Here is a 21,579-nt window from a genome sequence, read left to right as displayed (position 1 = left end):
CAGCCCCTCGCATGACCGACCAAACCGGATTGAGCGGCCTCGTTGACCGCGCCGCCCTGGTGACGCCGCCTGTCTTGGCGCGTCGCGCGCGCGGTCTGTCCGAGCGCGCCATCGCCTGGCTGTTCATCACGCCGACGATGCTGCTGCTGCTGGCGATCAACATCTTTCCGCTGATCTGGACCATCCGGCTGTCGTTCACGAACTACCGCGCCAATCGGCCCAACGCGACGGTGCTCGATGTCGGGCTCGCCAACTACCAGTCGATCCTGACCGATCCGGATGTCTGGGCGGCGATGACGGTGACGGCCCGCTTCGTGTTCTGGAGCATCCTGATCCAGACCGTGCTCGGCTTCGCCCTGGCCTGGCTGATCGACAAGAAATTCCGCGGTCACGGCCTGTGGACCACCTTGATCTTGCTGCCGATGATGCTGTCGCCGGCGGTCGTCGGCAATTTCTGGACCTTCCTCTACCAGCCGCAGACCGGGCTGTTCAACTACGTCGTTTCGGCGGTCACCGGCACGCCGGCATCCTCGTTCCAGATGCTGGCGCAGGTGCCGCTGGCCCCCTGGGCGATCGTGATCGTCGACACCTGGATGTGGACGCCTTACGTGATGCTGATCTGCCTCGCCGGCCTGCGCTCGATCCCGGACTACATCTACGAGGCGGCCGAGGTCGACCGCGCCTCGCCCTGGCGGCAGTTCTGGTCGATCACGCTGCCGATGGCGCTGCCCTTCATCATGCTCGCGGTGCTGTTCCGCGGCATCGAGAACTTCAAGATGTTCGACATGGTCAACCTCTTGACCGGCGGCGGACCCGGCTCGACGACGGAGGTCGCCTCGATCACGCTGAAACGCGAGGCGTTCGAGAAGTGGCGCACCGGCTATTCCTCAGCGTTCGCGATCATCCTGTTCGTCACCGTGTTCGGCCTCGCCAACATCTACGTCAAGGCGCTCAACCGGGTGAAAAGCCGATGACCGGTCTCGTCTCCGCGCATTCCGTGGTCGATCCGTCGCCGCTCGTGAAGCGGATCGCGGCGATGGCTGTGGTCGGCTACGCGCTGATCACCCTGGTGCCACTGCTGTGGATCGTGATGACCGGCTTCAAGTCGCCGTCGGACGCGATCGCCTATCCGCCAAAGATCATCGCCGAGCCGACGCTCGAGGGCTATTGCAACCTGTTCACGACGCGGACGCGGCAGGCGCCGGAGTATATGGCCAAGCTGCCGCCGGCCACCGGCCTGTGCGACCGCATCTCGCGCGAACGTAACATGGTGGTCGCGGGACCGTCGAACTACATTCCGCGCTACGTGAACTCATTGGTGATCGCGTTCGGCTCCACGGCCCTGTCGGTCGTGCTCGGAACGCTCGCGGCCTACGCGTTCTCACGCTTCAAGGTGCCGCTGAAGGACGATCTGCTGTTCTTCATCCTGTCGACCCGTATGATGCCGCCGATCGCGGTCGCGATCCCGATTTACCTGATGTATCGCGAGCTCGGACTGTCCGACACCAAGCTCGGCATGATCCTGCTCTATACGTCGGTCAACATCTCGCTCGCAGTCTGGCTGCTCAAGGGCTTCATGGACGAGATCCCGCGCGAGTATGAAGAGGCGGCGATGGTCGACGGCTACACGCGGCTGCAGGCCTTCTTCAAGGTGGTGCTGCCGCAGGCCACCACCGGCATCGTCGCCACCGCGATCTTCTGCCTGATCTTCGCCTGGAACGAATACGCCTTCGCCGTGCTTCTGACCTCCGGCACGGCGCAGACCGCGCCGCCCTTCATCCCGATCATCATCGGCGAAGGCGGCCAGGACTGGCCGGCGGTCGCGGCAGGCACGACGCTGTTCCTGATCCCGATCGTCGTGTTCACGGTGGTGCTGCGAAAGCATCTGTTGCGCGGCATCACCTTCGGAGCGGTGCGCAAATGAGCGAAGCCACGCAGAACCTTCCTGCCGAAACCGGCGCTCCGCGTTGGCCACGCGCGCTGCGCCGCGGACCGATGGAGACGGTGGCGACGCTCCTGATCGCGGCCGGCGTGCTGATGCTGCTGCAGCCGTTCGCGCTGGTGCTCTACACCTATTCCTTTGTCACGACGCTCGCGGGCGTCGTGATGTTCACCATCGTCTCCAAGTTTCCGGATTGACGCCATGGCCGAGATCCGTATCGAAAACCTCGAGAAGCAGTTCGGCGGCTTCGCGGCCGTGCGCGGCACCAGCTTCACCATCGCCGATGGCGAGTTCTTCTGCCTGCTCGGTCCCTCCGGCTGCGGCAAGACCACGACCTTGCGCATGATCGCGGGGCTGGAGTTGCCGACCTCCGGCACGATCAGCCTCGGCGGCGAGGACGTCACGTTCCGCCGCGCCAGGGAGCGCGACATCGCGATGGTGTTCCAGCTGTTCGCGCTGTACCCGCACATGAACGTCCGCAAGAACATCGCCTTTCCGCTGGTGTCGATGGGCGTGCCGCGGGCCGAGATCAAGCGCAGGGTCGAGGAAGCGGCGCGTATCCTGCGCATCGATCACCTGATCGATCGTCCCGTCAGCGGATTGTCCAGCGGCGACCGCCAGCGCGTCGCGCTCGGCCGCGCCATCGTGCGGGAGCCCAAGGCGTTCCTGATGGACGAGCCGCTCGGTGCGCTCGACGCCGAGTTCCGTCACATCATGTGCGGCGAGCTGCGCGCGCTGCATGATCGCCTCAAGGCGACCACGGTGTTCGTCACGCACGACCAGCTCGAGGCGATGTCGATGGCCGACAAGATCGCGGTGATGAACCGCGGCGTGGTCGAGCAGTTGGGCACGCCGCAGGAGATCTATGACCGGCCGGCCTCGATGTTCGTCGCCGACTTCATCGGCTCGCCCGCCATGAACTTCATCCGCTTCGACGCAAAGCTTGCCGCGGGCACCGAGACAGTCCGGATCGATGGTGCTGACATCAGCGTGCCCGTGCTGCGCGAGGATGCCGGCGCCGGCGCGCTGGTGCTCGGCGTCCGTCCGGAGCAGGTGACTCTGACGACCGAGGGCGGCCTGCGCGGCGAGGTGTTCGGCGCCGAATATCTTGGCACCACCCAGATCGTCACCATCACCACCGCGCGCGGCATCGTGAAGGCGCGCATCCCGGCTGCGGTTCGAGTCGAGCGCGCGGAGCCGGTCGGACTGAGTTTCCGGGCTGACCGTCTCTCGCTGTTCAATGCCGCGACCGGCCGCGCGATCCGCACGGCGCTGTATGAGCAGCCGGCAAGGGGAGGCCGTCATGGCTGAGACGCGCCTCAACGCTGTCAGCAAATCCTTCGGCACCAAGCCTGCGGTGCGTGATCTGTCGTTGACCATCCGCGACGGCGAGCTCGTCGTGCTGCTCGGGCCGACCGGCGCCGGCAAGACGACCACGCTGCGCTTGGTCGCCGGGCTCGAGACGCCGGACCGTGGCTCGGTGATCATCGGCGGTGTCGACCAGACCAGCGCGACGCCGGCGGCGCGCGACGTGACCTTCGTGTTCCAGCAATACTCGCTGTACCCGCATCTGTCAGTCTACGACAATCTCGCTTTTCCGCTGCGTTCGCCGGTGCGCAAGACGCCGGAATCCGAGATCAAGCGCATCATCGGCGATGTCGCGGCGATGCTGCGGATCGAGGACAAGCTCGGCAACCGTGCCACGCAATTGTCGGGCGGCCAGATGCAGCGGGTCGCGATCGGGCGCGCGCTGGTGCGCCGGCCGGCGATCGCGCTGCTCGACGAGCCGCTGTCCTCGCTCGATGCCAAGCTGCGCGCCGATCTGCGCATCGAGCTCAAGCGCATCCAGCAGGATCTCGGCGCCACCATGCTCTATGTCACCCACGACCAGATCGAGGCGATGACGCTGGCCAACCGCATCGGCGTCATCGACCAGGGCCGGCTGGTGCAGGTGGGAACCCCGCGCGAGGTCTATGAGGATCCGGCCAATACCTATGTCGCGACCCGGCTCGGCAGCCCGGGCATCAATCTTTTGCCGCGCGGGCTGTTTCCGGACCTTGCGGTTCCCGGCGACGTCGCGACCATCGGCGCGCGGACCGAGCACATGACCGTGCGTCGCGCAAACGGAGGCGCGCCGGCGCGGGTGAAATGGATCGAGCATCTCGGCGACCAGAACCACCTGCACATCACGCTGAACGATCAGACAATCGTCAGCCTGGTCGAGCCGGACACGGAATTGAAAGTCGGCGACTCCGTCGCTATCGAGTTTACCCGGCCGCTGCTGTTCGACCGGGCGGGTCAGCGGGTGAGATAGAGATGGACCAGGCATTCAAGCGCAGACTGATCGTGGCGATGGCCGATGCCATCATTGCGCATGCCGAGGAGCTTACGGCGCTCGATTCCGCGATCGGCGACGGCGATCATGGCCTCAACATGAAGCGCGGCTTCGAGGCGGTGCTCGCCGACGCGGACAACATCACGGCCAAGCCATTGCCCGATGCGCTGAAGGCCGTCGGCATGGCCCTGGTGATGAAGGTCGGCGGCGCCTCCGGTCCGCTGTATGGCACGCTGGCGATGGGGTTGGGCAAGGCGCTGCCGTCGGAACCATCTGCGGCCGATGCCGCGGCCGCGCTCGGCCGGGCCATCGAAGACGTGAAAGCGCGGGGCAAATCCGAGGCCGGGCAGAAGACGATGCTCGATGTCTTGATTCCCATGCAGGCGGCCTTTGCCGCCGGCGGCGACGATCTCGCGACGCGGCTGCCCGCGATCGCCGCCGAGGCCGCTGACGCGACGGTGCCGATGAAGGCGATCCGCGGCCGTGCGTCCTTTCTCGGCGAGCGCTCGATCGGGCACATGGATCCCGGCGCCCGCTCGTCCAGCCTGCTGGTGCAGGCGATCTGCAGTGTTTTCAACGAGGCCTGAACATGGGTGAGCAGAAGAACGTCGGCATCGTCATCGTGTCGCATTCCGCCAAGGTGGCGGAGGGCGCCGCCGACATGGTCAGGCAGATGGTCGGCGACAGCGTGCCGCTCGCAGCCGTCGGCGGCAATGCCGATGGCGGACTGGGCACTGATGTGGGCGCCATCATGGGCGCGATCGACAAGGCCTGGTCGGAGTCCGGTGTTGCCATTCTGGTCGATCTCGGCGGCGCCGAGACCAACAGCGAGATGGCCGTCGAGATGATGCCGGAGGAACGGCGCGAGCGCATCGTGATCTGCAATGCGCCGCTGGTCGAAGGCGCCGTCATGGCGGCGACGGAGGCCTCCGGCGGCTCCTCGCTGGATGCGGTCCGCGCCACCGCCGAAGAGCTGATGGCTGGATGAGTGGGAATGATGATGGCTGACGGTGGAGAGATCGGCATGCAGGACGTCAGGGCGCATGCGCTGTTGACCAACGAGGTCGGGCTGCACGCGCGCCCCTCGGTCAAGCTCACGCAGCTCGCCAAGCGCTTCGCTGCGACGGTCGAGATCGCAGTCGCGGCCGATGGTCCGTGGACCGACGCCAAGAGCCCGGTGAAGATCATGCGCGTCAAGGCGGCCAAGGGCGAGACGCTGTACATGCGCGCGAACGGCTCTGATGCCGAGGAGGCGGTGCGCGCGCTGGCGGATCTCGTCAATCGGAAGTTCGACGAGGAGTAGATGGTGGAACGCTGCATCCGAGGTCGCGCGGCGTCGGAAGGCCTGGCCGTGGGGCCGGCGGTGATCCTGCGCGCGCTCGAAGGCGCCAGCCGGGTCAAGGGCTCGATCGCCGAGGAGCACGCCGCGCTGGCGGCGGCGGTGGCGGGCGCGCGACTGGCGGTGGCCGATCTCATCACGCGCCTCGATGGCGACGCCGCCGAGCTGATCGGTTTTCAGCTCGCGCTGCTCGAAGACGATGCGCTGACCGAAGCCGCCTATGCCGGGATCGAGACCGGCATCGCGGCTGACGATGCCTGGCGCGCAGCGATGGCCGCGGAGATCGCGGGCTATGTAGCCGCCGATGACGAATATTTTCGCGCCCGCGCCAGCGATCTCGCCGACATCAGGGATCGCGTGCTCCGCCATCTGCTCGGCCTCGAGGACAACGGCGCGATGCCGAACGGGGCGATCATCGTCGCCCGCGATCTCGCACCGTCGGCCTTTCTCGGGATCGACTGGTCGAAGGGCGGCGGCATCGCGCTTGGCGAGGGCAGCCCGACGAGTCATGTCGCCATGCTCGCGCGCGGCCGTGGTGTTCCGATGGTCGTGGGGCTCGGCCACGTGTGGGAGAGCCTCTCCGGCTCGCTGCTCGTCGATGGTGGCGCTGGCCTTGTCGAGGTCGATCCGAGCGTTGAGCGGGTCGAGCGGGCGCGCTCGCTCGGCGCGGCTCTCCTGCAGCGGCGCGCCGATGCGACGGCACATCAGCTCGAGCCCGCTGTGACGCGTGACGGCACGGCGATCTCGGTGCTCGTCAACATCTCCGGTCCATCCGACATGACGGCGCTGCCCGCGGCGGCCTGCGATGGCGTGGGATTGGCGCGCACGGAATTTCTGACGGGCAATCTGCTGCGAGACGAAGAGGCGCAATATCGGGCCTATGCCGAGCTTATGCGCTGGGCCGACGGCCGTCCCGTGACGATCCGCACGCTCGATGCCGGCGGCGACAAGCCGATCCCGGGCTATACGGTCGATGGCGAGAGCAATCCGTTCCTGGGTCTGCGCGGCATCCGCCTGTCGCTGCGCCATCCTGATATCTTCCGCGTTCAGCTGCGGGCGCTGGCGCGCGCGGCCGCGCTGGGGCCGCTGAAGGTGATGCTGCCGATGGTGACGAATGCGGCCGAGCTTGAGACGGCGCGCGCGCATCTGCGTGCGGTGCTGGCCGAACTCGGCGACAGCAACATCGCTTTCGCTGAGCCGGCTTTCGGGATCATGGTGGAAGTGCCCGCTGCAGCCCTCGCCGCACAGCACTTCACGGCCGACTTCTTCTCGATTGGCACCAATGATCTGACGCAATATGCGACAGCGGCGTCGCGGGACGGCACCGAGGTTGCCGACTATGCCGACGTGCTGCATCCCGGTGTGCTCGCAATGATCGCGCATGTCGTGCGCGCCGGCCGGGTCAGTGGCATCGATGTCTCGATCTGCGGCGATGCCGCCGGTGACGTCAGGACGATTCCGGCGTTGCTGGAGGCGGGTGTGCGCGCGCTCTCCGTGTCCCCCGGATTGTTGCCGCAGGTGAAAGCCGCGATCCGCGAGCTCGATCTGGCCACGCTTGCGGAGAGCGCATGAGCGAGCAGGATTCATCGGGAGCGTCCAGCCCGCTCGCCGACTACAAGGCCATCCTGCGCGCGGTGGTCGAGAGCCGCCCGTCCGGCACGCGGCAGCGGCTGGCGGAGGCGATCGGCAAGAACCGCAGCTTCATCTCGCAGATCATCAATCCGGCCTATCCGACGCCGATCCCGCTGCAGCATCTCGAAACCATCTTCCACATCTGCCATTTCTCGCCGCATGAGCAGCAGGCGTTCCTCACTGCCTACCGCGCCGCGCATCCGGGCCGGCTGGAAGAGGCCGAGACACAGCGGCCGATGCGGCGCCTCGTCGTGGAGTTGCCGGATTTCGGTGACGACGCGCTGAACGCCCATGCCGACCGCATCATCAGCGGCGTCGCGCGCGGCATCACCGCGCTGATCTCGGCCAATGAAAACAAGGACGAAACTGATCCGGGAGGGAAGCCATGAAGAAGCTGATCAACGCCGTGGACGACTTGCTGACCGAGAGCCTGCACGGTTTCGCTGCCGTGCATGGCGACATCGTCGCGCTCGGCGAGGACAACAAGTTCGTCCGCCGCAAGACCCTGAAGCCGGGGAAGGTCGCGCTGATCTCCGGCGGCGGTTCCGGCCATGAGCCGCTGCACGCCGGCTTCGTCGGCCAGGGCATGCTGGATGCCGCCTGTCCCGGCCAGGTGTTCACCTCGCCGACGCCCGACCAGATGCTGGCGGCCGCGCAGGCGGTGGAGACGGGCGGCGGCTCGCTGTTCATCGTCAAGAACTACGAAGGCGACGTGATGAATTTTGCGATGGCCGCGGAGATGATGGAGACCAAGGTCGCCACCGTCATCACCGATGATGACGTTGCAGTGGAGACGTCGACCTATTCGACCGGACGCCGCGGCGTCGCCGGCACGCTGGTCGTGGAGAAGATGCTCGGCGCGGCGGCCGAGCAGGGGCGCGATCTGGATGCGCTCAAGGCGCTGGGTGACGAGGTCAACAAACGGACGCGTTCGATGGGCGTGGCGCTGACCTCGTGCACGGTGCCGGCGGCGGGCAAGCCGACCTTTACGCTGGATGAGGACGAAATGGAGATGGGCGTCGGCATCCATGGCGAGCCCGGCCGGCGCCGCGTCAAGCTCGCCTCCGCCGATGCGATCGCCGAGGAGATGATGGGCGCGATCCTCGCCGATCTCGCGCCCAAGCCCGGGACGCCCTGCCTGCTGCTGGTCAACGGCTTCGGCGGCACGCCTGCGATGGAGCTCTATGTGATGGCCAATGCCGCGCGCCGCATTCTGGAAGCACGCGGTCTTGCGATTGCGCGCGGATTGGTCGGCTCCTACGTCACCTCGCTCGACATGGCCGGCTGCTCGCTGACCGTCACCGCGCTCGACGATACGACGCTGGCGCTGTGGGACGCGCCGGTACACACCGCGGCATTGCGCTGGGGCTGCTGAGCGCGAGTTCAGCGGATCTCGTTCGAATAATAGTGATGCGCCGTCGTGGCGCGGTGCTGGCTGAGGATCGCCAGCGCGCCGGTCTGGTCGTAGGCCTCTTCGTCGATGACCAGCACGGCGCTCGGAGAGGGCAGGCCCAGCAGTTTGCGATCTTCCTTGGTGGCGACCTCGGCCGTCACCTTCTCGCGCACCGCCGCGACTCGGATGCCATAGGCCTCGAGCAGGTGCCGATAGATCAAAGCGGGGACATTCTTAGGCTCGCGCGGAAAGTCCGGCATTCGGCTCGCGACCATCGCGATACGAGAGTACAGCACCGGCGCGCCCGCCACCCGACGGATGCGCTGCAGGTGCAGCAGCGGTTCGCCGTCGTCGACCGCAAACAGCGCGGCCTCGTCCGGTCCGGCAGGTCGGGTCGTCACCGACAGTACCTCGGCATCCGAGTGCAGCAGGCTGCCGTCCTCGCCGAGCAGCCGGAAATACTGAAAGAAGAAGCTGAGGCCGTGTCGTGACGCCCGGCCGGTCACCACCGTCCCCGTCTTCCGCCGCCGCATCAGCATGCCGCCGGCCGTCAGATCAGCCAGGGCACGCCTGATCGTGCCGACGGCGACGCCATATTGATTGGCGAGCGCGACCTCGCCGGGCAGCACCGTGCCCGGCGCGAGATCACCGATCAGGATCGCATCCGCGATCTGCCGCTTCACATGCTCGTACAGCGGCACGGGCAGGGCTCCGGGACCCGCGCCCACGCTCTCTGCCGCTTTGCTGGCCACGCCTGCCTTTTTCATGGAATTGACAAGTGCCACATTGTGATTTTTATTTCTATATAGAATATAGGATTAAGCGCGCGACATGAAGCCTCAGGAGATCCCGGATCAGAGCGCGGCCAATTTGGCCGGTGCCTTCGCTGCGATCGAGCGGCTGTCGGACACGGCGGTCGATGATCTCCGTCGCATGGTGGCGGTGGATACGAGTTTTCCGCCCGGCGCCGGCTATGAGCAGTTCGCCGATCTGATGGAGCAATTCGCGGCACCGTTGGCGCTGGATTGCGAACGCGTCGTCGTGCCCGAGGAACTCTGGCGGGCTCCCGGCGCCTATGGACCGCGCACCAACGTGATTGCGCGGCGAAGCTCGGGCAGGCCGGTGCTCGGGCTGTATTTCCATGTCGACACGGTGCCCGCTGCGCCGGGCTGGATCAGTGATCCGCTGCAGCTCGCTCGCGAAGGCGATCGCCTCATCGGCCTCGGCGCCGCGGACATGAAGGGTTCGATCGCAGCCACGCTGCTCGCGCTGCGCGCCGCGCGGCAGACCGGCCTCGTGCTCGCCTATGATCCGATGCTGCTGTTGTGCACCGACGAGGAGGCGGGGCTCTATCCAGGCGTCCGCTATCTGGCAGAGCAGGGACGCCTCGAAGGGCACATTCTGAACTTCAACGGCAGCGCCATGCCCCGAATCTGGGCCGGCTGCTTCGGCCTGTTCACGCTGACGGTGCGCGTGCGCGGCAAAGCGGCCCATGCGGGTGAACAGCGCAGCGCTGGCGCCAACGCGATCGAGGCGTCGTTGCCGATCCTCAACGCGATTGCTGGCTTGAAGCCGATCATCGCGCAGCGGACGTCGCGCCTGCCGCCACCACCGCAGGCGACCGGACCGCTGGCCGCAAGCCTCGACATCTCAGCCGTTCATGGCGGGCAATGTGGCGGCCAAATTCCGTCGCAGCTCGAGATCCTGTTGTGCCGCCGCTATGCCCCCGAAGAGGACTTTGCCGCCGCGCGCAGCGAAATCGAGATCGCGATCAGACAGGCCGCAGCTGGCCTCGACCTCGATATCATCTTGACCGGTCATTTGATGCCGACCGCCGATCCTGGCGGTCCGCATTGGCCGCGCTGGCAACGCGCGCTTTCGGCCGGGTTTGGCTACGCACCTGAGGACTTCGCGCGCTGGGGCGCGTCCGGCTGCTCCGATTTTGGCTGGGTCCAGCAGGCCACCGGCATGCAGGAGGTCCTTCTCACCGGTCTTGGCAAGCCCGACAGCCGCATTCATGCGCCCGGCGAGGCGACCACGCTGACCGATATCGTCGCATTGGCGAAATCGGTCCTCGCGTATCTTTCAGCCGAGTTCTGTCCCGAACTCTCTCCCGAACACACGACGCCCTAAGAGGATTCCGCCTAGATGTCGTCCGTCACCCGCCGCCATTTCCTTGCTGGTACCGCGCTCGCGCTGGGCGCTCTGCCGCAGATCTCTCTCGCTACAGAGGCGCCGAAGCGCGGAGGCGTGCTGCGCATTTCCGTCGATCAGGGCGCTGCGGTGATCCATCCGCTATTGGCGCGCGTCAATCCGGACTATCTCGTCACTGAGCTACTCTATTCCAACCTGACCCGGCTGAAGCCGAACATGGCGGTCGAGCCGAATCTGGCCCTGTCCTGGGAGCATGCGGCAGGCTTGACCGAATGGACGTTCAAGCTGCGGCCCAACCTCAGCTTCCACGATGGATCGCCACTCACGGCCGATGACGTCGTCGCGACCTTCAAGGCGATCCTCGATCCGAAGACCGCCTCTCCCGCGCGCACCAATGTCGGACCTATCCAGGACGTGGTTGCGATCGACGCCGCCACTGTCAAGTTCATGTTGTCCGTCTCCTTCGCCGACTTCCCCGTCGCGCTCGCCTACAACAATGCGCGCATCATCCCGGCGAAAGTTGTCGCCGCGGATCTCGCCAGCCTCGCGACCAAGCCGAATGGTTCAGGACCCTTCAAGCTCGTGTCCTATGAGCCGGACCGCAAGATCGTGGTCGAGCGCAACCCGGCCTACTACGATCCGGCGCGGCCCGCACTCGATCGCATCGAGATCCTCGTCTATCCCGACCGCACGGCCGAGGCGTCGGCCCTTATCTCGGGCGACATCGATCTGATGCTCTCGACCACGCCCGGCGAGTATGAGCGGCTCGGCAAGGCCTCCGGCATCAAGGCGTTGCGGATTCCCTCGGGACAGTTTCTCAACGTCAACATGGGCTGCGACCAGAAGCCGTTCAACGACGTTCGCGTGCGCCAGGCGCTTGCGCTGACGATCGATCGCGAAGCGATGGCTGGCTTCGTGGCTGGCGGCTATGGCACCCCCGGCAACGACACGCCGCTGAGCCCCGCCTATCGCTTTTACAAGGAAAGCAAGCTGAAGACGCCTGATATCGCCAAGGCCAAGCGGCTGCTCACCGAGGCCGGCTACCCCTCCGGCATCGACTTGACGATGGTCGCCTCCGACAAGCCGGACACGCGCACGCAGCTCGGTGTTGCGATCCGCGAGATGGCGGCGCCGGCCGGTTTCCGCATCAGCGTTCAGACCATGCCGCACGCGACCTATCTCGACCAGGTCTGGAAGAAGGGAAATTTCTACGTCGGCTTCTACAACATGCAGTCGACCGCGGATGCCATCTTCAAGCTGCTCTATACGTCGGACGCGGCCTGGAACGAAACGCGCTGGAACAATGCGCGCTTCGATGAGATCGTCAATGCGGCGCGGAGCGAGACCGATGACGCCAATCGCGCGGCGCTCTATGGGCGGGCCCAGACGATGATGAGCGAGGAGGTACCGTCGGTCATTCCGGTCTTCTTCGATATTCTCGCGGCGCAGCGGTCTTACGTCGAAGGCTATCAGTTGCATCCGCGCGGATCGGTGTTCCGGTTCGATCTGGTCTCGCTCGGCGCCGGTGCGCCGAAGCGCGCCTGAGGACGAGGTCCACCGGTGTCGCTTGCCTGGCTGCTGCGGCGGCTGCTGCTCATGATCTATACGGTCGCCGTCGTCTGCGTGCTGGTGTTCGCCATCACGCAGGCGCTGCCGGCCGATGCCGCGCAGACGTTGCTGGGCGAGAACGCGTCGCCGGAGGCGCTCGCGGCGGTCCGCGCACGGCTGGGGCTGAATGATCCTGTCTGGCTGCAATTCGTCCATTGGGTAGAGCACGCGGTCAGCGGCAATTTCGGCGTCTCCATGCGGACAGGTCTGCCGGTGGCGCCGGAGATGCTGACCGCGCTGTCGCGGTCGCTGTTGCTTGCCGCCGGCTCGCTTGCGCTCACACTTCTGATTGCGGTGCCGCTCGGGATGTTCGCCGCGCTCCGCCAGGGCCGGATGGCCGACACCGCAGCCAGTGTGATTGCCTATCTCGGCGTTTCCCTGCCGGAATTCGTGACCGCGACCGTCCTCGCTCTGCTGCTGACGGACATCCTGCCGTGGCTGCCGGCGACCGGCTATGTGTCGCCGCTCGAAAACCCCTCGCTGGCGCTGCGTCATCTGGCACTGCCGGTCCTGACCGTGTCGGTGATCCTCGTCGCGCATGTCATGCGCATGATGCGTTCTGAAACTCTCGACGTGCTGCAATCCGACTATGTTCGGGCCGCCCGATTGAAGGGCTTGCCGGAGCGCACGGTGCTGGTACGCCATGTCATGCGCAACGCGCTGCTGCCGGTCATCACCATCGTTGCGCTCGACGTCGGCTATCTGCTCGGCGGCATCATCGTGATCGAGGAGATCTTTGCCATCCCCGGGATCGGCCGTGCCCTGATGATCGCCATCACCACGCGCGATCTGCCGTCGATCCAGGCCGGGGCGATGATCATGGCGGTGACCTACGCGATCACCAACACGCTGGCGGACGTGGTCTATGCTCTGCTCGACCGGCGGATCCGCTATGACTGAGCTGCTCCGACGGATGATCCGCAAGCCGCAGGGCGCGATCGGCATCGTCCTGCTGGCCGTGCTCGTCGCGGTCTGCCTCCTTGGTCCGTGGCTTGCGCCGTCCGGTCCGGAGAAGATGGATTTTCTCGGCCGCTTCCGGGCGCCGGGCTGGCAGAACCTGTTCGGCGCCGACCAGTTCGGCCGCGACGTGCTGAGCCGCCTGCTGTCTGGCGCGCGCGCGACCGTTCCGATGGCACTCGCGGCGACCTTGGCCGGCACCGCGATCGGCGCGGTCATCGGTATCGCCTCGGCATATCTTGGCGGCAAGGCCGATGAGTTCATCATGCGTACCAATGACGCGGTGATGGCGATCCCTGGCCTGCTGATGGCGCTGCTGCTGGTCAGCACGCTCGGCAATGGTGCCGGCAATGCCGTAACTGCGATCGCGATCGCCTTTGCGCCGGGCATGGCCCGGGTGACGCGCTCGGTGGCGCTCGCTGTGCGCAACCAGGACTTTGTCAAGGCCGCGGTCGCGCGCGGCGAGGGCGCCCCGCACGTCATCTTCCGCGAGATGCTGCCCAATGTGATGGGGCCCATCATCATCGAGGCGACCATCCGGGTGTCGTTTGCGGTGATGTTGTTCGCGACGCTCAGCTTCCTCGGCCTGGGTGCGCAGCCGCCGGCGTCGGAATGGGGCCTGATGGTTGCCGATGCACGGCAGTACATGCACCGCGCGCCGTGGATCCTGATCGCGCCGTCGGCGGCGATCGCGCTGTCGGCGATTGCTTTCAATCTCGTCGGCGACGCGCTGCGCGATGCGCTCAACCCGCGAGACGATCGATGACAGCAGCGCTCTCGATCACCGACTACGGCCTCGACTACGAGACGCCCTTGGGCGCGATCCCCGTGTTGCGCGCCGTTACGCTGGCCATCGCGCCCGGCGAGGTGCTCGGCCTCGTCGGTGAATCCGGCTCCGGCAAGAGTTCGCTCGCCTGGGCTATGATGCGGCATCTGCCGGCCAATGCGCGCGAGGTCTCGGGCTCGCTTCGGCTCGGCGACATCGATTTGCAGGCGCTCGGACCAAGACAGTTGACGGAGGTGCGCGGACGCCGGATCGGCATGGTGTTCCAGGATCCCTCCACGGCGCTCAACCCGACGCTGACCATCGGCCGTCAGGTGACCGAGGCGCTGATGCGTCATCGGGCTCTGGACGGGCGGGACGCCAGAAATCTCGCAATCGAGCTGCTCGGCCATGTCGAGCTGCGTGATCCCTCTGCCATGCTGCGCCGCTACCCGCACGAGATCTCCGGTGGCGAGAAGCAGCGCGTGATCATTGCCACCGCGTTCGGTTGCCGGCCCGACGTGATCGTGTTCGACGAGCCGACCACCGCGCTGGATGTCATCACCGGTGCGCGCATCATCGACCTGTTCGGCCGGCTGCGCGCCGAGACCGGCGTTGCCGCGCTGTACATCTCGCATGACCTGGCGATGATGACCCGCGTCGCCGATCGCGTCGCGGTCATCAGGCATGGCCGGGTGGTCGAGCAGGCGAAGGCGTCGGAGATCTTCCGCAAGCCGCAGCACGACTACACCAAATCGCTGATCGCGGCGGTGCCGCGTCCGGAACTGCGGCTCGTGCACGATACGCCGGGCTCGGCCGTGCTGCTCGAGGCCAGGGGCATCGAGGTTCACTATGGCAGGCGCGGCCTGTTCCGTGCGGCGCCGCCGCCCGCGACCCAGGCCGTCAATGTCGACATCCGCGTTGGCGAAATCGTCGGTCTTGTCGGTGAATCCGGTTCTGGCAAATCGTCGATGGCGCGGGCGCTGACCGGGCTCGCGCGATTCTCCGGCGCGATCAGCTTCGATGGCCGGACGCTGCATGGAGCCGGCGACATGAAGCGAGGCTATCGCCGCGATGTCCAGATCGTCTTCCAGCATCCGGATTCCTCGCTCAACCCACGCCACCGTGTCGGCGAGATCCTGTCGCGGCCGCTGAAGCTCTATGGTGGCGATCTGTCGTCGGTGCGGCGGCTTCTCGAGCAGGTACGGCTCCCGGCATCCTATGCGGAACGCTGGCCGCATCAGCTTTCGGGCGGCGAGAAGCAGCGCGTCGCGATCGCCCGCGCCTTCGCGGCGCGCCCGCGACTGGTGATCTGCGACGAGATCACCGCGCCGCTCGACGTCTCCGTGCAGGCCCAGATCATCGAGCTTTTGCTGGCACTCCGTGCCGAAACCGGCACGGCCTATCTGTTCATCACCCACGATCTGAATCTCATCCGGCAGATCGCCCACCGCATCGTCGTGATGCGTCACGGTCAGCTTGTCGACAACCGCGCCGTCGATGCCTTCGGCGCCGAGGATGTTCACCCCTATACACGCGAGCTGATGGCGGCTTCGCCCGTCCCAGTCGGCTGACCGCAAGGAATACATCACATGGACCGCAACGATCTGCTCGCCCGCATCGATGTCCCGGCTGCGCTCGCGCTGCTGTCGCGCATGGTGCAGCACAAGAGCTATTCGAAGACCGAGGGCGAGAAGCAGCTCGCCAGTTTCATGGCCGACCAGATGCGCAAGATCGGTCTCGACGCCGCCGTTGCGCCGTTCGGCAACGAGGGACGTGTCAACGCCGTCGGGCGCTGGAAAGGAACCGGTGGCGGCAAGAGCCTGCTGTTCAACGGTCACGTCGACACCAACCCGGTGACCGAGGGCTGGACGGTCGATCCATGGGGAGGAAAGGTCGACGACAGATTCATCTACGGCATCGGCGTCTCCAACATGAAGGCGGGCGACGCGGCCTATTTCTGCGCCGTCAAGACACTGATCGAGGCTGGCGTCAAGCTCAGAGGCGACGTGATCCTGACCTATGTGGTCGGCGAGCTGCAGGGCGGCGTCGGCACCTATTCGCTGATCGAGCAGGGGCTGCGCGCGGACTACTTCATCAACTCCGAGCCGACCGATCTCAAGGCGATGACCATGCACGCGGCCGCGTTCATGTTCATCATCGAGCTCGTCGGCAACACGCGCCATCTGTCGAAGCGTGAGGAGGCGGTCGATGCCATCAGCGCCGCCTGCGACCTCATTCCGCGCCTCAACGCGATGACGTTCTCCGGCGCCCGCTCGCCTGCGCACGCGGCGATCAATCGCGTCCATGTCGGCGTCGTCCATGGCGCGCTCGGCCGAGAGTTGCACGAGTGGCGGACGCCGCAGGTGGCGGACTTCGTCCGCATCAAGGGCTCCGGCCGCTACGCGCCGGGCCAGACCGAGCAGGGCGCACTCGCCGACATGCGGCGCGAGCTCGATGCATTGGAGGCGCGGTTTCCCGGCCTCAAGGCGCATCTGATGTCGGAGGACCGTGCCGGCGTCCCGACGATGCCGCCCTTCGAGGTCGCCCCGGACAGTCCGATCGTCCGCGCCATCAACGACGCCTACCGCGCCGTGCGCGGCGAGGCACAGCCGACCGGGCCGGTCGCGCCAAGCTGCTTCTATGGCACCGATGCCGGCCATCTCTATGCCTCAGGCGGCATGGAGGGCATCGTCTGCGGGCCCGGTGGCCGGTACAACACGATGCCGGACGAGCGCGTCGACATTCCCGACTATCTCGACATGATCCGCATCTACATGCTCGCCATTCTCGACATCTGCGGCTGAGTACGGCTCAAGCGGCGGCCGCCTGCTGCTGGAACTGCTCGAACGCCGCGATCGCGTCGGCGGCGTACATCAGCGACGGGCCGCCGCCCATGTAGATCGCCATGCCGAGCGTCTCCTCGACCTCCTGCTTGGTCGCGCCGAGGCGGACCAGGGCCTCGGCATGGAAGCCGATGCAGCCGTCGCAGCGGACGGCGACGCCGATCGCCAGCGCAATCAGTTCCTTGGTCTTCTTGTCGAGCGCGCCGTCAGCGCCGGCCGCCCGCGCCAGCGCGGAAAAACCCTGCATCACATCGGGGATGTCCTTGCGCAGCGTCCGCAGATTGCCGGAAATGCTCTTGCAGAGGTCGGGGAAGTTCTTGTCCATGATCGTCTCCTAAGACATCTTCGTGGTGGGTTTGCCAGGCTCGCGTAGCGCGATGTAGATCGCGGGGATGACGAGCACGGTGAGCAGGGTGGAGGAGGCCAGGCCGAACAGCAGCGAGATCGCCAGCCCCTGGAAGATCGGGTCGAGCAGGATGGTCGCCGCGCCGATCATCGCTGCGAGCGCGGTCAGCAGGATCGGCTTGAAGCGCACGGCGCCGGCCTCCAGCACCACGTCGCGCAGCGTCTTGCCCTCGCCGCCGCTGTGCCGGATGAAGTCGACCAGCAGGATGGAGTTGCGCACGATGATGCCGGCAAGCGCGATGAAGCCGATCATCGACGTGGCCGTGAACGGTGCGCCGAGCAGCCAGTGGCCGAGCAGGATGCCGATCAAGGTCAGCGGGATCGGCGTCAGGATGACGAGCGGAAGCTTGAAGCTCCTGAACTGTGCCACCACCAGCACGTAGATGCCGAGAATGGCAGCACCGAACGCCGCGCCCATGTCGCGGAAGGTCACGTAGGTGATCTCCCACTCGCCGTCCCACAGCAGGGTCGGACGTGACTCGTCCTTCGGCTGGCCGTGGAAGCCGATCGAAGGCTTCGGCAGCTTGCCCCAGTCATGCGCGTCGATGCGGTCGGCGACCGCGAGCATGCCGTAGCGCGGGGCCTCGAAGCGGCCGGCGAGCTCGGCCATCACCATGTCGGCGAAGCGGCCGTCGCGGCGGAAGATCACCGGCGATCCCTCTTCCACCGTCGCCTTGACGACCTGGCCGAGCTCGACCACGGTCTTGCTGCCGGGCACGGTGTTGGCCGGCACCGGCGTCGAGGCCAGCGCCTCGCTCCAGCTCTTGGCGCGCTTCGGCAGCTTGACCGCGATCTCGATCGGATTGCGATCCTCGCCGCGATGCGAGTAGCCGACGGAGACGCCGCCGAACAGCGTCTGGATCGTGTCATAGACGTCGCGCTGCTCGACGCCGAAGAATTCCAGACTGTCCTGATCGATCGACAGCCGCAGCCGGGGGCGGCGCTGCCCGATCGAGTCGTCGATATCGACGATGAAGGGAACGTCGGCGAACACCTTCTTCAGCTCGGTGGTGACCGCGCGCCTTGTTGCAGCATCGGGACCATAGATCTCGGCGAGCAAGGTCGCCAGCACCGGCGGTCCCGGCGGCACCTCGACGACCTTGATGCTGGTGCCTGAGGGAACCGAGACATTCCTCAGGCGCTGCCGCAGGTCGAGCGCGATGTCATGGCTGGAGCGCTTGCGGTCGCCGCGGGCGGCGAGATTGACCTGGAGCTCGCCGAGCTCAGGGCGCTCGCGCAGGTAATAGTGCCGGACGAGGCCGTTGAAGTTGAACGGTGCCGCGGTGCCGGCATAGCTCTGCAGATTGGCGATCTCCGGCAGCTGATGCGCGATGTCGGCCGCCGCGAACAGCGTCCGCTCGGTATCCTCAAGGCTCGCGCCTTCCGGCAGGTCGACCATCACCGCGATCTCCGACTTGTTGTCGAACGGCAGCAGCTTGACGGTCACCGATTTGGTCGCGAACAGCGTCATCGACAGCAAGGTGGCGATGCCGACGAGGAGCAGGAAGATCCAAGCGGAGCGCTTGCTCGCCACGATCGGCCGCGCAACGCTGCGATAGATCCGGCCGAGCCGGCCCTCGCCATGGGCATCGTGCGCGCCGATCGGAGCGGCGGTCTGCTTCGGCGCCAGCCGCAGCATCAGCCAGGGCGCCACGACCATCGCGACGACAAACGAGAACAGCATCGCGGCCGACGCGTTGGCCGGGATCGGCGCCATGTAGGGGCCCATCAGGCCCGACACGAACAGCATCGGGAGCAGGGCGGCGACCACGGTCAGGGTGGCGACGATGGTCGGGTTGCCGACCTCCGCCACCGCTTCAATGGTCGCCTGCAGCCGGGGTCTCCCGTCGCGCATGCCCCAGTGGCGGGCAATGTTCTCGACCACGACGATGGCGTCATCGACCAGGATGCCGATCGAAAAGATCAGCGCGAACAGGCTGACGCGGTTGATGGTGTAGCCCATCAGGTTGGCGGCGAACATCGTCAGCAGGATCGTGGTCGGGATGACGACGAAGGTCACCAGCGCCTCGCGCCAACCGATTGCGATGGCGATCAGCACGACGATCGAGAGGGTGGCGAGGCCGAGATGAAACAGCAGCTCGTTGGCCTTCTCGTTGGCGGTTTCGCCATAGTCGCGGGTGACCGTGACCGCCACGTCGCTGGGGATGAGCGTCGTCTTCAGTCCTTCGAGACGCTGCGCGATGTCGTGCGACACGACGACGGCGTTGGCGCCGGCGCGCTTGGCGAGCGCGAGGCTCACGGCGGGCACGCGGTGCCAGTCGCCCTTGTCGTTGCGCACGTCGTCCCAGACGCGATGCTCGGCGAGATTGGGGCCGATGACGACGGTGGCGACATCGCGCACATAGACCGGGCGGCCGTCGCGCGTCGAGATCAGCAGGAGGCCGATATCGGGAATTCCCGTCAGCGTCTGCCCGGCGGTGACGTTGCGCACGATGCCGCCATCGCGGACGTCGCCGGCGAGAAAGGAGCGGTTGGCGTCCTTCACCTTGGCGACGAGCTGCTGCAAGGTGACGCCGAACAGCGACAGCTTCTCCGGATCAGGTTCGACGCGGATCTGCTGGGCGCCACCGCCGGAGATGTAGGTCAGGCCGATATTGTCGACCTTGGTCAGCTCGGCGCGCAGCTTGTCGGCCAGCTCATAGAGGTCCTTGTCGGACCAACGCTCCGCGGCCTCCGGCTTGGGCGACAAGGTCAGTACGGAGACGGCGACGTCGTTGATCCCACGCCCGACGATCAGCGGCTCGGGAATACCGACCGGGATGCGGTCGAGGTTGGCGCGGATCTTCTCGTGGACGCGCAGGATCGCGTCCTCGAACTTGGTGCCGACCAGGAACCGCGCGGTGACCATGACGCGGTCATCCTCAGTCTGGCTGTAGACGTGCTCGACGCCGTCGATGGCCTTGACGATCGTCTCCAGCGGCTTGGTCACCAGCTCGACGCCATCGGGGGCGCGCAGGCCGTCGGCATTGACGCGGATGTCGACCATGGGAACGCTGATCTGCGGCTCCTCCTCGCGCGGGATCACGACGACCGCGATGAGGCCGACCACGAGCGAGGCAAGCAGGAACAGCGGCGTCAGCGGCGAGGCGATGGTCGCCTGGGTCAGCTTGCCTGAGAATCCGAGTTTCACGGCTGCACCAACTGGTCGCCGGCCCGCAGGCCGGACAGGATTTCAAGCCCGTCGGGAACATCGGCGCTCGGCAGTGCGCGGCCGCGCTGCACGGGAACGCTGATCGTTTGCGATCCTTGCTGAAGCTGCACGTAGTCGATGCCGAAGCGGGTGGTGATGTAGCTGATGGGGATGACATAGGCGTCACGCTGGCCGCCCGAGATCCACACCCGCAGCCGGTCGCCGACGAAGTACTGGCCGAGCCCGGCGACGGTCGCGTCCGCAACGACACGGCCCTCCTCGATCTGCGGATAGACGAGGTCGATCATGCCCCATTTGTCGCCGCTATCACCAAACTCGGCGCCGTCGATGCGGATTTTGTCGCCGGTCTTCAGAAACAGCGCATGGCGCTCGGGCACGCGCAGCCGCAGCTTGAAGTTCTGTTGCGCCACCGTGACCACGGGGTCGCCAGGCAGCACCACGGATCCGACGACGACGAGCCTCTTCAGCACGCGGCCGTCATCGGGCGCCAGCACCTGGCCTTCGCTCATCTGCTGGTTGACCACGGCGCGCTCGGCGGTCTTGGCCCGCAGCCCGTTCTCGGCGACGTTCAGCGCGGTGCGGGTCTCGTCGAGCTTGACCCGGGGCAGGGTGCCGCGCTCGACGAGGCCCTCGGTGCGGGTGAAGTCGATCTGCGCCTGGTTGGCCTGCGCCTGTAGCGCTTCGATCTGCGCGTCGAGCGACTTGAGCTGAAGCGCAAGTTTCTCGTCGCCGATCAGGGCGATCGGCTGGCCGCGCTTGACGGGATCGCCCTCGCGCACGGAGAGCTGCGCAACCGTGCCGCCGATGCGGCCGCGCGCCGGGACGACGCTGACGCTTTCCACGGTCGCGAACACCGCCTTCTCGGCGGCCACCTGGCGCGGAGCCACCGTGAGCGTTTCGGCCTTGGCTGGGAGCAACTGCCAGCTCATCACGGCCAACAAGCTCAGGAGCGATAATCTGCGCATTGGCTTCCTCCTGTTTTCATTTGAATCAAATGGGCGGCCGAGCCAATCGGGCGGTCCAGACATCTCAC

Annotated in this window: 21 protein-coding genes; 17 read left to right on the top strand and 4 right to left on the bottom strand. The window is 66.4% G+C overall.

What is annotated here, in order from left to right:
• The first annotated feature begins 11 nt into the window (after nucleotides 1–11).
• The 11 genes from ACQR1L_RS07530 to dhaK are packed head-to-tail and all read left to right on the top strand — an operon-like array spanning nucleotide 12 to nucleotide 8,623.
• Entirely contained in the window at nucleotides 12–974 is a 963-nt protein-coding gene (locus ACQR1L_RS07530) for a carbohydrate ABC transporter permease (RefSeq protein ID WP_434857321.1), read from the top strand.
• A complete protein-coding gene (locus tag ACQR1L_RS07525; protein ID WP_434857320.1) occupies nucleotides 971–1,924 on the top strand; it encodes a carbohydrate ABC transporter permease in 954 nt (317 codons plus the stop codon). The genes ACQR1L_RS07530 and ACQR1L_RS07525 overlap by 4 nt, the downstream gene beginning before the upstream one ends.
• Nucleotides 1,921–2,139 (top strand): hypothetical protein, encoded by a 219-nt coding sequence (locus ACQR1L_RS07520; protein WP_434857319.1) that lies wholly within the window; start codon nucleotides 1,921–1,923, stop codon nucleotides 2,137–2,139. The genes ACQR1L_RS07525 and ACQR1L_RS07520 overlap by 4 nt, the downstream gene beginning before the upstream one ends.
• A gap of 4 nt (nucleotides 2,140–2,143) precedes the next feature.
• Nucleotides 2,144–3,253: an ABC transporter ATP-binding protein gene (locus ACQR1L_RS07515; RefSeq protein ID WP_434857318.1), complete on the top strand. Its 1,110-nt coding sequence runs from the start codon at nucleotides 2,144–2,146 to the stop codon at nucleotides 3,251–3,253.
• On the top strand, nucleotides 3,246–4,256 hold the full coding sequence (locus ACQR1L_RS07510; RefSeq protein WP_434857317.1) for an ABC transporter ATP-binding protein: 1,011 nt from the start codon (nucleotides 3,246–3,248) through the stop codon (nucleotides 4,254–4,256). Before ACQR1L_RS07515 ends, ACQR1L_RS07510 begins: the two co-directional genes overlap by 8 nt.
• Nucleotides 4,257–4,258: 2 nt before the next feature.
• On the top strand, nucleotides 4,259–4,864 hold the full coding sequence (gene dhaL / locus ACQR1L_RS07505; RefSeq protein ID WP_434857316.1) for a dihydroxyacetone kinase subunit DhaL: 606 nt from the start codon (nucleotides 4,259–4,261) through the stop codon (nucleotides 4,862–4,864).
• Nucleotides 4,865–4,866: 2 nt separating this feature from the next.
• Nucleotides 4,867–5,265 carry a dihydroxyacetone kinase phosphoryl donor subunit DhaM gene (gene dhaM / locus ACQR1L_RS07500; RefSeq protein ID WP_434857315.1) on the top strand — a complete coding sequence of 133 codons (399 nt, stop codon included), beginning with the start codon at nucleotides 4,867–4,869 and terminating at the stop codon, nucleotides 5,263–5,265.
• Between the two features lie 12 nt (nucleotides 5,266–5,277).
• Nucleotides 5,278–5,580 (top strand): HPr family phosphocarrier protein, encoded by a 303-nt coding sequence (locus tag ACQR1L_RS07495; RefSeq protein WP_434857314.1) that lies wholly within the window; start codon nucleotides 5,278–5,280, stop codon nucleotides 5,578–5,580.
• The gene (ptsP, locus tag ACQR1L_RS07490) at nucleotides 5,581–7,188 is read left to right on the top strand and encodes a phosphoenolpyruvate--protein phosphotransferase (protein WP_434857313.1); all 1,608 of its coding nucleotides are present in this window, start codon (nucleotides 5,581–5,583) and stop codon (nucleotides 7,186–7,188) included. It abuts the gene before it with no gap.
• Entirely contained in the window at nucleotides 7,185–7,637 is a 453-nt protein-coding gene (locus ACQR1L_RS07485; RefSeq protein WP_434857312.1) for a hypothetical protein, read from the top strand. Before ptsP ends, ACQR1L_RS07485 begins: the two co-directional genes overlap by 4 nt.
• Nucleotides 7,634–8,623 (top strand): dihydroxyacetone kinase subunit DhaK, encoded by a 990-nt coding sequence (dhaK, locus tag ACQR1L_RS07480; RefSeq protein WP_434857311.1) that lies wholly within the window; start codon nucleotides 7,634–7,636, stop codon nucleotides 8,621–8,623. Before ACQR1L_RS07485 ends, dhaK begins: the two co-directional genes overlap by 4 nt.
• An 8-nt stretch (nucleotides 8,624–8,631) precedes the next feature.
• On the opposite strand, the gene ACQR1L_RS07475 is transcribed toward dhaK, so the two are convergent.
• Nucleotides 8,632–9,393 carry a GntR family transcriptional regulator gene (locus tag ACQR1L_RS07475; protein ID WP_434857310.1) on the bottom strand — a complete coding sequence of 254 codons (762 nt, stop codon included), beginning with the start codon at nucleotides 9,391–9,393 and terminating at the stop codon, nucleotides 8,632–8,634.
• Between the two features lie 79 nt (nucleotides 9,394–9,472).
• On the opposite strand from ACQR1L_RS07475, the gene ACQR1L_RS07470 reads away from it, so the two are divergent.
• Genes ACQR1L_RS07470 through ACQR1L_RS07445 form a run of 6 tightly spaced genes read left to right on the top strand, consistent with a single transcriptional unit; the run spans nucleotide 9,473 to nucleotide 16,930 of the window.
• Nucleotides 9,473–10,774: a M20 family metallopeptidase gene (locus tag ACQR1L_RS07470; protein WP_434857309.1), complete on the top strand. Its 1,302-nt coding sequence runs from the start codon at nucleotides 9,473–9,475 to the stop codon at nucleotides 10,772–10,774.
• 15 nt (nucleotides 10,775–10,789) lie between these two features.
• Nucleotides 10,790–12,340 carry an ABC transporter substrate-binding protein gene (locus ACQR1L_RS07465; protein ID WP_434857308.1) on the top strand — a complete coding sequence of 517 codons (1,551 nt, stop codon included), beginning with the start codon at nucleotides 10,790–10,792 and terminating at the stop codon, nucleotides 12,338–12,340.
• Nucleotides 12,341–12,355: 15 nt separating this feature from the next.
• Entirely contained in the window at nucleotides 12,356–13,303 is a 948-nt protein-coding gene (locus ACQR1L_RS07460; RefSeq protein WP_434857307.1) for an ABC transporter permease, read from the top strand.
• Complete coding sequence (locus tag ACQR1L_RS07455; protein WP_434857306.1) at nucleotides 13,296–14,126, top strand: ABC transporter permease; 831 nt, start codon at nucleotides 13,296–13,298, stop codon at nucleotides 14,124–14,126. Before ACQR1L_RS07460 ends, ACQR1L_RS07455 begins: the two co-directional genes overlap by 8 nt.
• Nucleotides 14,123–15,697, top strand: a complete 1,575-nt coding sequence (gene nikE, locus ACQR1L_RS07450) for a nickel ABC transporter ATP-binding protein NikE (RefSeq protein WP_434857305.1) — start codon at nucleotides 14,123–14,125, stop codon at nucleotides 15,695–15,697. Before ACQR1L_RS07455 ends, nikE begins: the two co-directional genes overlap by 4 nt.
• 18 nt (nucleotides 15,698–15,715) lie before the next feature.
• Nucleotides 15,716–16,930 (top strand): M20 family metallopeptidase, encoded by a 1,215-nt coding sequence (locus ACQR1L_RS07445; RefSeq protein WP_434857304.1) that lies wholly within the window; start codon nucleotides 15,716–15,718, stop codon nucleotides 16,928–16,930.
• Between the two features lie 7 nt (nucleotides 16,931–16,937).
• Here ACQR1L_RS07445 and ACQR1L_RS07440 read toward each other — a convergent pair whose 3' ends face one another.
• From ACQR1L_RS07440 to ACQR1L_RS07430, 3 genes are read right to left on the bottom strand one after another with little or no spacing between them, the layout of a single operon-like run.
• Nucleotides 16,938–17,294: a carboxymuconolactone decarboxylase family protein gene (locus ACQR1L_RS07440; protein WP_434857303.1), complete on the bottom strand. Its 357-nt coding sequence runs from the start codon at nucleotides 17,292–17,294 to the stop codon at nucleotides 16,938–16,940.
• Between the two features lie 9 nt (nucleotides 17,295–17,303).
• Entirely contained in the window at nucleotides 17,304–20,525 is a 3,222-nt protein-coding gene (locus ACQR1L_RS07435) for an efflux RND transporter permease subunit (protein WP_434857302.1), read from the bottom strand.
• Entirely contained in the window at nucleotides 20,522–21,511 is a 990-nt protein-coding gene (locus tag ACQR1L_RS07430) for an efflux RND transporter periplasmic adaptor subunit (protein WP_434857301.1), read from the bottom strand. The genes ACQR1L_RS07435 and ACQR1L_RS07430 overlap by 4 nt, the downstream gene beginning before the upstream one ends.
• Nucleotides 21,512–21,579 lie beyond the last annotated feature (68 nt).

It is taken from the genome of Bradyrhizobium sp. HKCCYLR20261 (assembly GCF_051168435.1).
Taxonomy (GTDB): domain Bacteria; phylum Pseudomonadota; class Alphaproteobacteria; order Rhizobiales; family Xanthobacteraceae; genus Bradyrhizobium.
Note: the sequence above shows the minus strand (reverse complement) of the source record. Positions and strands in the feature narration are given on the sequence as shown.